This window comes from Solidesulfovibrio aerotolerans, assembly GCF_009856865.1.
Classification (GTDB): domain Bacteria; phylum Desulfobacterota; class Desulfovibrionia; order Desulfovibrionales; family Desulfovibrionaceae; genus Solidesulfovibrio; species Solidesulfovibrio aerotolerans.
Genome location: NZ_WVUD01000001.1, coordinates 1 through 14,670 on the forward strand (window position 1 = coordinate 1; position 14,670 = coordinate 14,670).

Genomic DNA, 14,670 nt, shown 5'->3' on the forward strand with positions numbered 1-14,670 from the left:
ATGAAGACCGTAGACTCGATCAGCTCAAATTGATGTAGCGGTTGCCGCCTTCAGGCGGCTCCAGTTCTCACCGCTTTGAGCGGTTAACTGCCTTGCATGCCCCCGGCTTTGCCGGGGGTAGCTGACTTATCAATTTACAATAGGGCTCTTTCTGCTGCAGAAATTAAAACATATTTCACTACTACCCGAACAGAATACTGTAAGGGTTCGCATTCCAAGGAGACAATCTGCAAGGCAAGTCCTTAGCAAATTTAACCATGAGTTGGCTATGAACCCAAAGATGTAATTTCATCAAAGTCTTTCAAGGTGCCCTAGTGAAGGATTTATAGGGCATCACTAGTGGTTCAGGCGTGTCTACCCAGCAAATCGATTTCGGAAATATCAGCCTTTCCCTGCCTTTGCGCCTCCCGAAAAACAGCACAACGAAGCGTTGTCCGTATTCGGGCGGCGCTTTTTCTATTTATTGATAGATAAAAATGCATGTTTAGATAAATATTTGAATATATAATGATCTAACTTTGGTTGAATTGCAATTCACAGGAAACAGTGTATGGAGCAATTTATAGCTATTCGCCCACTTGAATGGGTTTTCAGTTCAACCCAGTGCGTGGAGACGAGGTGTGTCTGCGGTGGATGGTTGCATCGTTCGCGTTGTAGTGCGAAAATACTTGCATCATGCCGCTCTTGGTTCCGGGGGAAGTAGCGTCCTCTTTGCTATTTTTGGAATAACCGTTCTTGCTTCCCTGGCCGCCTCCATCGCCCGCATGTCTCCCAGTGCCGCCCAGACCAAACTGGCCGGTGTCAATGAAACCCGCGCCTACTACATGGCCCTTTCCGGCCTCAATGTCTGGTCTGCAGGCACAACCGGAACCTACTCCTTGGCCGACGGTTCCTTCACACTGTCCCAAACCGGCCCGGACGCCTCAGGCTACTACACAGTCACATCCCTTGGCTGCGTCGATCCAGGCAAGGCCAGCGAGGCCAACCACACGATCAGCGCACGGCGCAAATCCGCAAAGCCCATCACGTTTGAAGACAATATCGACGATTTCATTCTGCCGAAAGTCGGCGAAACGACCAACAACGCCCGATCCATACTGGTGTTTGACCGCGATCTGACCGATGCGCCGCCCGGCGTTTCCCAAAGCGACTGGGCCACCTTGTGGGCCACGAATGTGGATCGCTATGCCGGCGGATGGATGCGGTTCGGCAGCGGATTGGGCGATTCCACCGGTGCGATTTGGTATGGCGGCGATTATGGTCTCTGCCCGCAGGGCGTGTGCCCGGACGGGGCGTGCAAAGACGGCGCATGCAATCTGGGACAAGGGCTGCGCGCCTATTTCCGCTTTGCGTTTTCCGATTACGACGCCAGTGCGGACTCCACGCGCTGCGCCGACGGTTTCACCTTTGCCGTGGTCACAGCGGCCAACGATCCAGCCACGGCCTGCGGCGGTCCGGCCTCAGGATCGCGGGGCGAATACCTCGGCTATGCCGGGCCGGGGCCGGCAGGCGTTGGCATAGCGCCGCCAAAGATCGCCGTGGAAGTGGACATCTACCCCAACACCGGAAACGGGAAGCCGAGCGAGGCGAACAGCCGGGCCGATGCCAGCAACGCCAATCACGTGGCGGTGCTGTATTGGGGCGGTAACGCCAACTCCTACGACGACAACACCCATAGCGCAGGCAATAAGCCCGGCAATCCTGGTAAAAACAGCAGCGGCTACTACGAGATGCCCAAAACGGCTGTTGGTGCCAACGGACTGGAAGACGGACTACTCCATGCCTTGCGGCTGGAGATCCACCGAACAAGTGCCGGCGTTTACCGGGTAAAGACGTGGATCGATCCCCAAGGCCTGGGCAACAGCGATGTGACTGCCGATTATGCCGCCGAGCCCCCCCAGCTCGACCACAGCGCCACCTTGTCCGAGGCCGATCATGCCGGCCTAAAGACCATACGCTTCGGCTGGACCGAAGGCACCGGCGGCCAGACCCAGACCGTGGCCGTAGCCAACTTCTCGCTGGATTTCAGGCACTGACCGGCGGTTGCCAAAATCCGTGCATCCAAGCACAATCGCCCCATGCCAAGCGTCCGTCTCGCCCTCGCCCTCGCTCTCGCCCTGCTGCTCGCTGTGCCGCCGGTTGCGGCCATGGCTGGCGAGCCTATCTATCAATACCGCGACGCCAAGGGCAGCCTCCATCTAAGCAATCGAAAGCTCGACCAGAATTTTCAGCCCTACGACTACATGCGCCTGCCGGCGGGTACGGATCAGGGCAAGATCGTGCCCTTTATCCGCTACTACTGCCGCCGCCACGGCGTGGACCCCGCCCTGGTGCGGGCCATGGTGGAAGTGGAGTCGGGCTTTGCCGTGCGGGCCGTATCGCCCAAGGGCGCGGCCGGTCTCATGCAGATCATGCCCGGCACCGGCCGCGATCTGGGGCTGGCCGACGCCTTCGACGGCGCCAACAACCTTGAAGCCGGCATCCGCTACATGCGCGCCCTGCTCGATGCCTACGGTGATGTGCGTCTGGCCCTGGCCGCCTACAACGCCGGTCCCGGCCGGGTGAAAAAAGGCGGCACGGTACCCGATATCCCCGAAACCCGCGCCTATGTGGACAAGGTGCTGGCCCGCACGGGCGGGCGCTGAGCCTGGGCCGCGCAAGAACTGTTTCGGATGCGGTCGGCCGGCGGTTTCCTTTTGGCCGCATTGCGCGTATGGCTGGGCGCATATGCCAGTACACCATGCCCGGCCACCGGTTGGGCTTAAGGAGCCGATATGAACGGTCACGGTTTGGGCGGTTTTTGGCGCAATAACGGTCTGCGGTCCGGGCGGCGCTGGCTCGCCGGTTGCCTGCTCCTGCTGGCCCTGGTGCCCGGGGCGGCCCTGGCCCAGAAGGGCGGAGCCATGACCTTCGGCGTCTTGTTGCCGCTGACCGGCTCCCTGGCCGAGTCCGGCAAGACATCCAAGATCGCCCTGGATCTGGCCCAGGCCGACATCAACGCCTATCTGGCCGCCGGCGGCCAGAGCGGCCAGGTCACCTTCCAGATCGAGAATACCGGCAGCAGCCCCGAGCAGGCTGCGGAAAAGCTCAAAGCCCTGGCCGGGCGCGGCGTGCGCGTGGTCCTTGGCCCCTTTTCCGATGACGAAGCCGAGGCCTGTCTGGAATTTGCCGAGAAGAACAACATCGTGCTCATAAGCCAGGGCAGTTCCGGGCCGTTTTTGTCCAAAAAGGGCGATAATCTCTTTCGCCTGTCACCGTCCGACACCTACCAGGCCGAGGCGGTGACCGGGCTGATGCGCCAGGAAGGGGTGACGGCCATCGTGCCTTTGTGGCGCGGCGACCGGTTTGGCGACGACATGGTGGTGCATGTCAAGGCACGTTTCAAGCAGCTTGGCGGCGAAGCCCTGCCCGGTAGCCGCTACGCCCCGGATCGCAAGGATTTCAGCCCCATCCTCGACGATCTGGCCAAGCAGTTGGCGCAAGCCGGGCGCAGCGGCAAATCCCCCAAGGCGGCCGTCTATTTTGCCGGCGGCGAAGAGATCGTGCCCATCTTGAAAGCCGCGGCCAAGCGCCCCGAGCTGGTCGGCGTGGGCTGGTACGGCTCAAGCGGCACGGCCATGCTCGACGCCATTGCCAAAGACCCCGAAAGTGCAGCGGCGGCGTTAAAGACCCGGCTGATCAGCCCGCGCTACGGCGAAGGCGGGGCCAATGTGTACGGGCTGCTCGAAAAGCGCATCCAGGATAAGGCTGATATGTTTGTCGATACCCAGAGTGTGGTGGCGTATGACGCGGCCTGGGCAGCGTTTTTTACGGCCCAGGCCGCGGGCGGGGCCACGGATTTCGCCCGGTTCAAGCAGGCGTTCGTTGCGACCTGCGAGCGCATGTACGGGGTGACGGGCTGGCTGGCCCTGAATGAGCACGGCGACCGGCGCGAGGACTGGGATTTTGATTTCTGGGTGCTGCGCAGCGAAACCGGCAAGTATTTTTGGGAAAAGGCAGCCCGCTACCAGTTCGAGCCGGGCACGGCCAAGGAATTGTTTCTCAGCTCCGGCAAGTCGAAATAGCCGGCCACGCGCCGCAGGCCAAGTGACGACGGCCCGCCCCGGGAGACTGGGGCGGGCCGTTTGCCGTCCTACCCCGCTGCGTCCAGCTCCAGCGGCAGGCTCACGTAAACGGCCGTGCCCTGGCCGAGTTGGCTGTCCAGGCAGATGGAGCCGCCCATAAGCCCCACCAGGCGGCGGGCGATGGCCAGACCCAGGCCCAGGCCGCCGAAACGGCGGCTTGAGGAACCGTCCTCCTGGGTGAACGGCTCGAAAATATACTCCAGCTTGGCATCCGACACCCCTATGCCCGTGTCCGAGATGATGGCCAGAAGCTGCCAGACCGGACCGGCTGCGGTCAGGTGCGGCTGCCCGCCCAGATACAGCCGGGCTTCGCCGTCCAGGGTAAACCGCACGGCATTGCCGAGCAGATTGCCAAGCGCTTGCCCCAGCCGCTCGGCATCGCCCAGCAGCGCGGCCGGCAGCCGGGGCGACAGGTCCACGACCAGGGCCACGTCTTTGGCCCGGGCCGCTGCGGCAAAACGGCTGGCCACCTCCCGGGCCAACAGCCCCGGGGCAAACGACTGGCGGCGCAGAAACACCCGGTCGGCTTCGAGGCTGGCGTAATCGAGCATGGCGGCGATGACGTCGAGCATGGACTGGCCGGAGGCCAGGGCTTGGCCCACCCCGGACTGGGTTTGGCCGGGCAGGGGCAGGCTTTGGACGTGCTCGAGCATGCCGAGCATGATGTTGAGCGGCGTGCGCAGTTCGTGGGAGAGTACGGCCAGAAATTCGGTCTTGGCCCGGCTGACGGCCTCGGCGGCCTTGCGCGCCCGGACAAGCGCTTCGGCCCGTTGCCGTTCGGAGATGTCCATGGCCAGACAGACCACGCCCGCATCAGCTTCGTGGGGGCCGCGCAGCAGAGCCAGCGACAGCAGCACCGCCGTGCGGCGGCCGTCCTTGCCGTAGAGCGTCTTTTCCATCCCCGTCATGCCGCCGTCGGCCAGCAGATGCTGGATGGGAGGGGATTCCAGCAGTTCGCCGAGCGGATCATTCGGGGCAAAAAAACGCGTCGCCGGCTGCCCCAGAATGGCAACCTCGTCGTAGCCCAGCATGGCGCAGCCGGCCCGGTTGCAAAGGCTCACCCGGCCGTGGTGGTCCACCACCCACACCGCCTCGTTGACGTTGGCCAGGATGCGCTCCAGGGATTCCTTGGCCCGGGTCAGGCCCTGGCGGGAAAAAGCCAACCCGGTGGTCATGGCGTTAAAGGCCACGGCCAGATCGCGGGTTTCCTGCGGTCCGGTGGTGGGGGCGCGTACGGTCAGATCGCCGCCGGTCACAGCCCGGGCCGCATCCGCCAGCCGGGCCAGGGGGCGGACCACGCCGCGCGCCCAGACCAGGGCGCTTAACAACGCGACAAAGGCCGCTCCCGCAGCCACAGCCAAGGCCCAGCGCCGCAGCCGGGCCATCTCGGCGTCAATGGCCAAAGCGCGCGGCTGCACCACCAGCACCGACAGGCCGTGCAGCCCCACCGGGGCGGTGGCAATAAGACTTGGCACGCCGCCAAAGGCGATGTCCAGAAGCTGGGGGGAACCCGTGGCCAGGGCGTTTGCAAGGCGCGGTGCATCCACTGGCCCAAGCGGCGTGTCGGTGGGGGAGGCCGGCGACAGCAGCAGGCCCTTGGCGTCGGCCAGCACGGCAAAGCCGCCGTGTTCCAGGTGCAGGTTCGTGATCGGTCTGGCGATTGCCGCAACAGGCAAGGCCACGCGAAAAACCCCCAGCAACCGGCCAAATGGACTTTGGCGGGCCAGGGCCATGATAAGGCGGGGGGGGGCGCTCGCGTCCGGGGATGGCTCTAAATCGGAAACGACCGTCTCGGGTTGGGCCAGGGCTGCCGCCACGAGGGGATCGGGCCGCACGGAGACGGGGTGGTCGGTGTAGTTTGAACCGCTGCCGGCGTATTCCTGGACACCTTCGGGATTGATGTAGGCCAGGGCGGCAAAGGTGTCGCTGTAGCGGTCGAAAAGCGCCTGGAAGAGGTGGTAGTCGTGGTTGCGGCCGAATTGCTCCAACGCCGGGCTGGCAGCCATCTGGCGCAGCCGGTCTTCGCCCTGGGCGGCGGTCATGGCGGTTTCCCGGGCCAGACTGTCGGCCAAAAGCCTCAGAATCTCAAGCTCTTTGCGTTCCAGAATGTCGGCGGCCAGTTGGAACATGCCGCCGCCAAGGACCAGGGTCAAAAGGACCACCAGGACCAACTGGCCCGCGTACACCTGGGTTTTGATGGAACGAGACATCAGGGTGCGCGCGGTTGCGGGGTGGGGAAGCAGCCCTGGCGCAGCAGCAGGGCCTGGGCCTGGGGAGTGGCCAGGAATTGCAGGAACCGGGCGACGTCCGGGGCCAGGGGGGGCTTGCCGACCAGGGCCAGGGGGATGGTCAGCGGATAGTCTGCCTGCCCGGGTTGTTGCCCGGGGATTGGGCGCGCGCCGTCAAAAGCCAGGGGAACAAGGGCGGTCCCGGCCATGGCCGACAGGGAAAAATAGCCTATGGCTCCGGGGTTTTCGGCGGTCAGGGCCACGGCCTCGGGGGTGGTATAGGCCACGGCCTGGCCGCGACAGCCCTCGGCTGCAAAGCCGGGGATGGCGGCGTTTAAAAGCTCCCGGCTCGTTTCCGGGGTTTCCCGGCAGACCCGGGCAATGGGCAGATCGGGACCGCCGAGTTCGGACCAGTTTTTGATTTTTCCCGAAAACAGGGCCAGGGTCTGGTCCGTTGTCAGGCCGGTGACGCCGGTCACGGACGGATGGACGGCAAAGACCACGGGTACCCTGGCGAAAACGATTTCCGTGAGCCCGGCGGCGCGTTCGTCTTCCCGCAGGGGCCGGACTGTGCGGGCCAGCTGGGCCTGGCCGGAGACAAGGGCCCGGATGCCGGCCGTTGTGCCGACGGATTCCGGCACATCCACCCGGATGCCCGGATTATCCCGCGTAAAGGCCTGGGCCAGCAGGCGCAGCAGTTCCTGGCTGTCCCCGGTGCCGGCCACGACAAGGGGTGCGGCCGCTTCGCCTTCTCCAGCCGCCAGCAGTCGGGCCGGCAGCAAGAGAACGACGAGCAGGATGACGCCAAGTGTCTGTCGTCTCCACAGGCCTGGGTGCATGGTATGCTCCGGGTCAGGTGCGGTGCGGTGTTTGGCCGAGTGCCGTGCAGATGGTCGCCAGCAGCCACCAGATGGCGGCTGTGGCGAGCAGGGTGAACACGACAATGCGGACCCGCTCGGTGGTCAAACTGAGCAACGCCTGGTCATGGCGGGCCTCGATGGCGGCAACATCAAAGCGCGGGCCGAAACGGGCCGTGAAATCGTTGACCAGCAAGTGGTACGGACCTTGCCAGTCGTCGTCGCTGACCGCAACCGTTGGCAAAAAAGTCTTGTCCACGGCGTTGGCCAGCAGCAAGGCCGTGCGGTACCGCTCTTCGGCCAGTCTGGCCGGGGTGGGCCAGTCTCTGGCGGCGGCGGCCACCGCCACCAGGAGCCAGGCGAGGGCAAGGGCCAGCCCCAGCCGGGTGCGCGAGGAAACGGGGGTCATCGCCGCCGTCTTCGGCTTTTGCGTTTGGGCGCAGGCGCGGCCTCTTGGGTCTGCCCGCCTTCGATCAGATTGAGATCCACGGCCAGCCGGCCAAGATCCACGCCGGACAGTTCCACATCCACGGGCTGGCCCAGCCGCAGCCGCCGGCCGGTGCGTTCGCCGAGCAACTCGTGGCGCTCGGGAATGAACTGGTAATAGTCGTCGGACAGGCTGGATAAGCGTACCATGCCCTCGGCCATGACCTCTTTAAGCTCCACCCAGAAGCCGAAATCGGCGATGGAGCCGATGACGCCGGTGAAGTTGCGGCCCACCTTGTCGGACAAAAAGAGCACCGTGACGCGTTTTAGGATTTCGCGTTCGGCTTCCATGGCCACCCGTTCGCGGCGGCTGATGTGCTCGGCCACCTTGGGCAGTTTGGCCACGAGCTTTTGCGAGGCCGGTTTGCCGGCGATGGCGGTTTTCATGGAGCGGTGGACCACCAGATCGGCGTAGCGGCGAATGGGCGAGGTGAAGTGGCAGTAGCAGGTGGAGGCCAGGCCAAAGTGCCCGTCGTTTTTGGGGGAATAGGAGGCCTGCATCATGGTGCGAAGCGCCATCCGGCTGACCAAAAAGTCGATGTCCGAACCGGCCGCGTCGCGAAGGACGGCAGCCAGATCGCTGGCGCCAGGGGTGGCCGGCAGTTTCGTGGCCATGTCGGTGGTGCCGAGCAGCTTGAAAAAGCCCTCCAGCTTGGCCGGGTCCGGTTCGGGGTGGACGCGGTAGAGCACCGGGGCCTCGCGTTCGGTGAGGAAGCGGGCCACGGCCTCGTTGGCCGCGATCATGAATTCCTCAACGATCTGGTGGCCGAAATGCCGGGACTTGGGTCGTATGTCCTCGGCTTCGCCCTGGAGATTAAAAAGGATTTCCGGCTCGGGCAGATCGAAGTCGAGATTGCCCCGGTCGGAGCGTACGGCATTGATGGCCCGGGCCAGACTCTCGGCCGTCTCCAGCATGGGCAGCACGGCCGTGACATTGGCCCGCTCGGCCTCCTCCTTGAGGATGACCGCCCGGTTGACCTGGGAATAGGTCAGCCGCGCCTTGCTCTCGATAACGGCGGTGTAGAAATCCGTGCGCCCTGGCACGCCCTTGGCCGTGAAGTCGATTTCGGCCACCATGGCCAGACGCGGCACATGGGGATTTAAGCTGCACAGGCCGTTGGAGATACGCTCGGGCAGCATGGGCTCCACGGATTGGGGGAAGTAATACGAGTTGCCGCGCTCAAGGGCTTCCTTGTCCAGTTCGCTGCCTTCGGGCACGTAGTGGGACACGTCGGCAATGGCCACCCACAGGGTGTAGGCCGGGCCGCGCTTTTTGACGTAAATGGCGTCGTCAAAATCCCTGGCTTTGACCCCGTCGATGGTGACGAAATCGAGGTGGCGCAGATCCTTGCGGCCGGCGAAATCAGCCTCGCCCGGCTGATCCGGCAAGGCTTCGGCCTCGCGCAGCACCTTGGGGGCAAAGGGGCCGGGGATTAAATGGTTGAGCTTGACGAGGCGCTCCTGCACGGACACGTCGCCCTGGGCGCCGAGCAGTGCAAGGCCCCGGCCGGAATAGAGCTTGTATTCAAGCTTTTCATCAATTTCGACGTTTAAGATGTCCTCGGCCTGGGGCACGGGATCGCTTTCGGTGGGCGGCAGATAGTCCACCATAAAGCTCATGGTGTGGCGCGGGTCTGTTGGGCGGCACAGGAACAGATCGGCGGTCATGCGTTTGACCACCCGGCAGGGCAGGGTGGTGACGCCGCGTTCGATGACGCGGGCCACGCGGCCTTCGTGATTTTTGTCCTTGCGTTCCCGGGTGACGGCGGCAACGACCCGGTCGCCGTGCCAGGCATCGCCGATATCCTTGGGATGAATGAAGATATCTTTGCGGCGTTTGTCTTCGGGCAAAACATAGCCCACGCCCGAGCGGCTTATTTCCAGCACCCCGGTGACCAGGCGCATGCTTTCCACGAGACCAAATCCCCGGCGGACCCGGATGATCTTGCCGGCTTCCTGGAGATCGTCGAGAATGGCGAGCAGTTCGTGCATCTTGGCGCGCGGCGCGCCAAGATGATGCAAGACGTCTTTTTCGGCCAGCGGTTTGCCGCTTTCGCGGAAAACCCGCACCACGGCGGCGGCATCAATGCCTTCAGCCGGGGTCTTTTTGGGGCGGGACTTCTTGGCTGCGTCAGTCGTGTCGCTATCCGTACCCGGTCCGGTTTTGGCCCGGGATCTTCTTTTTCTGGCTGTCATGAAACCTCCAGCGCAATGCGCTTCCAACCATGTACCCTCCTGGCGGCCGGCGCACAAGTCCGACGGCCCATTGCCGCCGTATTTGGAGCATGCTACCCGGGTGTTTGTTCGCCACAGGAGGGGACATGGACCAGTTTGCCTGTCGGTTGTTGGGGGAGATTCGTTATCCCGAGGACTATGCTTTTGAGCGTGTGGCGGCTCTTGAGGCCGAAACCGGGCCGGCGTTGGAAGAGGCGTTGGCCGCTTTGGGCGTTTCCCGGCTGGAAGTTGCGCCCGGGCCGGAGTCACTGCGCTTTGAGGTTTTTTGCGATGCCTGTTCGCCCGAAGAGGGGTCTTCGGTGTGCGAGGCGCTTATGCCGCTGGCCGGCGACGGTCCGCTGGGGCGGCTGGTGGTGCTGCGTTCAGCCGATGAGCCGATGTCGGTGTTTTATTTTTGCGGCGAAAATTTGGACGAAGTGACGGTGGAGCAGCCGAGCTGCGGTATTATGGATGCGGACGGGACGGACGATGCGGACGGAGCGGACACGGCGGACGCAGAGACCTAGCCGGCGACACTACGCGGCAGCTTGACCACAACGGTTGTCCCCGCTTCCGGTGAGGAGAACACTTCAAGAGAACCATGCTGGGCCAGAGTCATAAGCCGAGCGCTGTAGACGCCAAGCCCGGTGCCGCCAATCTTGCCGTGGGTGACATATTTTTGGAACAACTTTGGAAGGATATGCTGTGGGATAGGCATTGTGTTCGTGATGTGAATCTCAATAAGGTCTTTTGCGTAAAAATTGATTTTGATGGATTCCTCTTCGGTCGCGGCCTCGGCAGCATTTTTGGCAATATTCATGAGTGTGTTGTAACAGAGCAGGTGATCGCCCGTGACCAGAAGGAGGTCGCCGAGATGCAAGGTGCGATCTTCGTACGTCATGGCGAATGTCGGCTTTGTTTTTTTTGAGAGCGTAATATCCTGGACAACTTGTTTTGCTATGGTGATGATGTCAACAGGAACAGGGATGAGCTTGTACGTGTTCATTTCCATATGGAAAATGTCTTTGGAAAAATCTATTTGGCGCAACATCTGCTCGCCGGCGTTTGCTATGTAGTTTAAGCTTTTTTGCTGCTCAGGCGAGAGGTTGCCGTCGGCAGAAATGATGCCGGGTAAATTCACGATGGCATTGAGGTTTGACTTCAAATCGTGCTGCATGATGCGGATAACGTCTTCGCGTAAATATTCGAGTGCTTTTCGAGATGAGATATCTTGAATTGTCCAGATGAATCCGGAATCTTTGCTGTTGGGATTGAGCAGTTTCCCGGACAGGTGGCCCCAGAAGGGGTCGCCTGTCTTGGTGGCAAACGGGCATTCCAGGCTGATTATTTCCGAACCGCTTGGCTTGGGAAGTTTTTGCTGTTCCGAAATACAGCTGTTGGCGCTCGTTACAAGAAACGATTCAATTTCGTTATAAACAATGTCTTGTGCTGTGTATCCGAGTAGAGAGGCCAGACGGGTGTTGTGTCTGTAAATTTTTCCACTCTCATCCACAAGGGCAATGCCGACAGAGCTGTTATTAAAGACGTTCTCAAATTCACAGATTTTTTCTTCAAGCATTTTCTCTCGTAAGAGAAGATTCTTATTGGATTTGTCAAGTGTTTTTTTCTGCTTCTGTATGGTTGTATGCGCTTCCTTTATGGATTCACCCATCTTGTCGCTGATGCGGACAAGCCGCTGCAGGGAGAGGTAGAGTTTTTCATATTCATCGGCAAGCCGTTGATACTCTGTCGGCCAGTCCGTGTCCTTTGGATTCGCCTGGACCTCTTGAGCGTGTGCAACGACTTGCTTCTCCTGCCAATATGCGTCAAAATCCATGCCTGCCCCTCTCTTGCTCGCGTTGTTGCGCGAAGTTATCGCGTGGGCGTGTCCTTGCCCGGTAACGCATAACAACAATTGCCGAACACGACTAGTCAGCCACAGCGCCCAGCCAGCCCGGCAGATGATGGCGCGCCGTTGCTAATTGCGCGTCCAGCGCCCGGCAGCCCGGCACATGCCGCTCCAACAGATCCCAGAAGCGCTTGGAGTGGTTGAGCTCCACCGTGTGGCACAATTCATGGTAGAGGACCAGCCGGCACAGCTCCCAGGGCAAAAAGGCCAGGGTGAAATTGAGGCTGATGCGTCCCCGCAGGGTGCAGCTTCCCCAGCGGGTGCGCTGGGCCCGGATGGTCAGGCCGGTAAAGCCCAGCCCGGATTCCCGGCTGACCTCGCCAAGCGCCTGGCGCAACAGAGCGCCGCCCCGGTCGCGGCAAAAGGCCGCCAACACCCCGGCCACCGCGCGTGGCTGCTCCACCGCCCCGGTCACCGCCACTTCCCCCGGCCCCCGCAGCGTCAGCCGGCAGCCGTCAAGCTCCCGGGCGGCATAGGACACGCCCCATTCCCGGCCAAAAGCCGTCAGCACCAGCCGCGTCGGGCGCACGAACTCCCGGGCCGGCCGGGCGGCCAGACCCTCGGCCGCGAGTCTGCCAACGGCAGCCGCGATCCAGTCCCGCCGGTTGGATACCGCCGCGAGCAGGGTCTTGACGCTGACACCGGCCGGAGCCACCACTTCCAGCCCCCGGCCCGGCCGCAGCCGCAGCACCACATTTTTGGCCCGGGAACTGACCCGCACCGTCACCGGCAGCTCCAGGGGCAGCTCCTTGGCCAGCAAAGCAGCGGTTTCCAGCGGGTCGAACACCGCTTTTTGCCGGGCCAGGGCTCTCTTGGCCGTGTCGCACCCCTGTTCGGGGCTTGTTTTCGCCTGCATCAACGTCTACCCTCCGCAGGGCCGGTTAATCGGCCGACGCACCGGCCGTCAAGCCGGTCAGGGGAGCCAGCCGCCATGCGTGTTTTGATCAAGCGTTTTCCCGCCTATGCCTTGCTTTTGGCCCTTTTGCTGTCCTTTGGCTGCGCCAAACCGCCGCCGCCGGCCCCGCCCGTTGCGCCCGTCCCCACGGGACCGGGTGAAGTCGAGGATATCCGCGTCCTGCCCCAGGATCTCAATGCCTATCTGCGCCCGGACACCGCCGACCGGCCACTGGTCCCCAAAGAACAGACGACGCTGCGTATGGAAGGGTTCCTGCAGGAGTGGCTCAAGCCCTGGAATCTGACCAGGCCCGGACCCCAGCGCCGGGATGTGGAAAAAATCTTTCAGGCCTATGAGAAGAACCCGGGGTTCGGCCCGCGAAACGTCCGACATGAGCCGGGTTCGGCGGCAGCGCTGTTGGCCGGAGCCGATTTGCGCACCTTCCCCAACGCCATGCGCAGGGCCATAACCATTAAAAACACCAGCCAGCGCGGCATGCCAACCACTGAACCGCGCTTTCTCGATCCCAATAAGCCCGGCGAAGGCTATCCCTTTGATTATCTGCAGCACACATCGCTGCCGCCGGGCACGCCGCTCCTGGTCATCCACGCCAGCCGGGACGGCTCGTGGCTGTATACCGAATCCAGCCTGACCCATGGCTGGGTGCCGGCCGCCGACGTGGCCTCTGTGGACGACGCCGTTATCCGCGAATTTTCCACCCCGCGTCTGGCGGCGGTTGTCCGCGACAATGTGCCCGTGGCTGAAATCGGTCAGGGCGTGGACATCGGCGCGGTTTTTCCCCTGGCCGGGCCGCCGGATTCCGGGGGGGTGACGGTGTCGGTGCCGGTGCGCGGCGCGTCGGGTCTGGCCGAGCTGCGCCGGGTGCGGCTGCCGGCCGGCACGGCTGTTGCCATGCCCATGCCCATGACGCCGCGAAACGTGGCCACCGTCGGCAATGTGATGCTGCGCCAGCCCTACGGCTGGGGCGGCCTTGACGACCGGCGCGACTGCTCGGCCCTCACCCATGATCTCTACGTGCCATTTGGCTTCTATCTGCCCCGCAACTCGGCCAGCCAGGCGGCCTATGGCGGTTCCGTGCCCCTTGGCGATATGCCCGGGGACCAGAAGGAGGCCGCCGTCATCAGCCAGGGCGTGCCTTTTGCCACCCTGGTCTGGATGCAGGGCCACATCATGGTCTATGTGGGCCAGTACAAGGGGCGGCCGGTGGTTTTTCACAACATGTGGGGATTTCGGACCTTTGGCGAAAACGGGCGTGACGGCCGGTTGGTCATTGGCCGGGCCGTTATTACAACGCTTCGGGCCGGCGAGGAAGTGCCGGCCGTGGGGCCAAGCCACATCCTGCTCAACCGGGTGCGTTCGCTCTCGATTTTAAGCAGACCCTACTGACCCTGACGTCGCGCGCGACGGCAGGAAGCGGAGAACAGCATGCGCAATCTTTTCGCCTGGGCCAGTGTTTGTGTGACCGGCGGCGCTTTTGGCGCTTTTGCCAACAGCGTGTTTTTGTGGATGGCCGGGGCTTACGGCTGGACAGCGGCTCTGGGCGTGACCCTGGCCCCGGAGTGGACCCGGCCGTGGCTCTACCAGCGGCTCGTCTGGGGCGGGTTGTGGGGGCTGGCTTTTATGCCGCGTTTCATGCCCAATTCCATTTTTTGGCGGGGGCTTCTCGTGAGTCTGGGGCCGACGCTGGTCCAGTTGCTCATTGTGTTCCCCAACCAGTTGGACAAAGGGTATCTCGGTCTTGATCTGGGCAACCTGACGCCGCTGGTGGTCGTTCTCGCCAACGCCGTCTGGGGCTGGGCCGCCGCCGTGTGGATTCTCATGGCTGACGAAGACCGCCACATGTATAGCCGGCGATTGCGCTAGAGCGGCCGGCTGGCGTGTGGGGGAGGTCTGCTTGGGGCCTGAAAACTCGTCGGCTGGGGCGTGGGAAGCAGGA

Annotated in this window: 12 protein-coding genes; 6 read left to right on the top strand and 6 right to left on the bottom strand. The window is 62.8% G+C overall.

Annotated elements, in window-relative coordinates; translation table 11 throughout:
• Positions 1 to 764 precede the first annotated feature (764 nt).
• From GTA51_RS00005 to GTA51_RS00015, 3 genes are all read left to right on the top strand, one after another.
• On the top strand, positions 765 to 2,036 hold the full coding sequence (locus GTA51_RS00005; protein WP_246197845.1) for an L-type lectin family protein: 1,272 nt from the start codon (positions 765 to 767) through the stop codon (positions 2,034 to 2,036).
• 42 nt (positions 2,037 to 2,078) lie between these two features.
• Positions 2,079 to 2,645: a lytic transglycosylase domain-containing protein gene (locus GTA51_RS00010; protein ID WP_246197858.1), complete on the top strand. Its 567-nt coding sequence runs from the start codon at positions 2,079 to 2,081 to the stop codon at positions 2,643 to 2,645.
• Between the two features lie 129 nt (positions 2,646 to 2,774).
• Positions 2,775 to 4,064 (top strand): ABC transporter substrate-binding protein, encoded by a 1,290-nt coding sequence (locus tag GTA51_RS00015; protein WP_160957641.1) that lies wholly within the window; start codon positions 2,775 to 2,777, stop codon positions 4,062 to 4,064.
• Positions 4,065 to 4,132: 68 nt separating this feature from the next.
• On the opposite strand, the gene GTA51_RS00020 is transcribed toward GTA51_RS00015, so the two are convergent.
• The 4 genes from GTA51_RS00020 to rnr are packed head-to-tail and all read right to left on the bottom strand — an operon-like array spanning position 4,133 to position 9,891.
• The gene (locus GTA51_RS00020) at positions 4,133 to 6,334 is read right to left on the bottom strand and encodes an ATP-binding protein (protein WP_160957642.1); all 2,202 of its coding nucleotides are present in this window, start codon (positions 6,332 to 6,334) and stop codon (positions 4,133 to 4,135) included.
• Positions 6,334 to 7,191, bottom strand: a complete 858-nt coding sequence (locus GTA51_RS00025; protein ID WP_160957644.1) for a substrate-binding domain-containing protein — start codon at positions 7,189 to 7,191, stop codon at positions 6,334 to 6,336. The genes GTA51_RS00020 and GTA51_RS00025 overlap by 1 nt, the downstream gene beginning before the upstream one ends.
• Before the next feature lie 13 nt (positions 7,192 to 7,204).
• A complete protein-coding gene (locus tag GTA51_RS00030) occupies positions 7,205 to 7,618 on the bottom strand; it encodes a hypothetical protein (protein ID WP_160957646.1) in 414 nt (137 codons plus the stop codon).
• Positions 7,615 to 9,891, bottom strand: a complete 2,277-nt coding sequence (gene rnr, locus GTA51_RS00035; protein ID WP_160957647.1) for a ribonuclease R — start codon at positions 9,889 to 9,891, stop codon at positions 7,615 to 7,617. The genes GTA51_RS00030 and rnr overlap by 4 nt, the downstream gene beginning before the upstream one ends.
• 125 nt (positions 9,892 to 10,016) lie before the next feature.
• On the opposite strand from rnr, the gene GTA51_RS00040 reads away from it, so the two are divergent.
• Positions 10,017 to 10,436: a zinc ribbon domain-containing protein gene (locus GTA51_RS00040; RefSeq protein WP_160957649.1), complete on the top strand. Its 420-nt coding sequence runs from the start codon at positions 10,017 to 10,019 to the stop codon at positions 10,434 to 10,436.
• Here the strand turns inward: GTA51_RS00040 and GTA51_RS00045 are convergent.
• A complete protein-coding gene (locus GTA51_RS00045; RefSeq protein WP_160957651.1) occupies positions 10,433 to 11,746 on the bottom strand; it encodes a PAS domain-containing sensor histidine kinase in 1,314 nt (437 codons plus the stop codon). The genes GTA51_RS00040 and GTA51_RS00045 overlap by 4 nt on opposite strands.
• Positions 11,747 to 11,837: 91 nt before the next feature.
• Positions 11,838 to 12,674 (bottom strand): M48 family metallopeptidase, encoded by an 837-nt coding sequence (locus GTA51_RS00050; protein ID WP_160957653.1) that lies wholly within the window; start codon positions 12,672 to 12,674, stop codon positions 11,838 to 11,840.
• 75 nt (positions 12,675 to 12,749) lie between these two features.
• On the opposite strand from GTA51_RS00050, the gene GTA51_RS00055 reads away from it, so the two are divergent.
• Entirely contained in the window at positions 12,750 to 14,120 is a 1,371-nt protein-coding gene (locus tag GTA51_RS00055) for an SH3 domain-containing protein (protein WP_160957655.1), read from the top strand.
• Between the two features lie 39 nt (positions 14,121 to 14,159).
• Positions 14,160 to 14,597: a hypothetical protein gene (locus GTA51_RS00060; RefSeq protein WP_160957656.1), complete on the top strand. Its 438-nt coding sequence runs from the start codon at positions 14,160 to 14,162 to the stop codon at positions 14,595 to 14,597.
• Positions 14,598 to 14,670 lie beyond the last annotated feature (73 nt).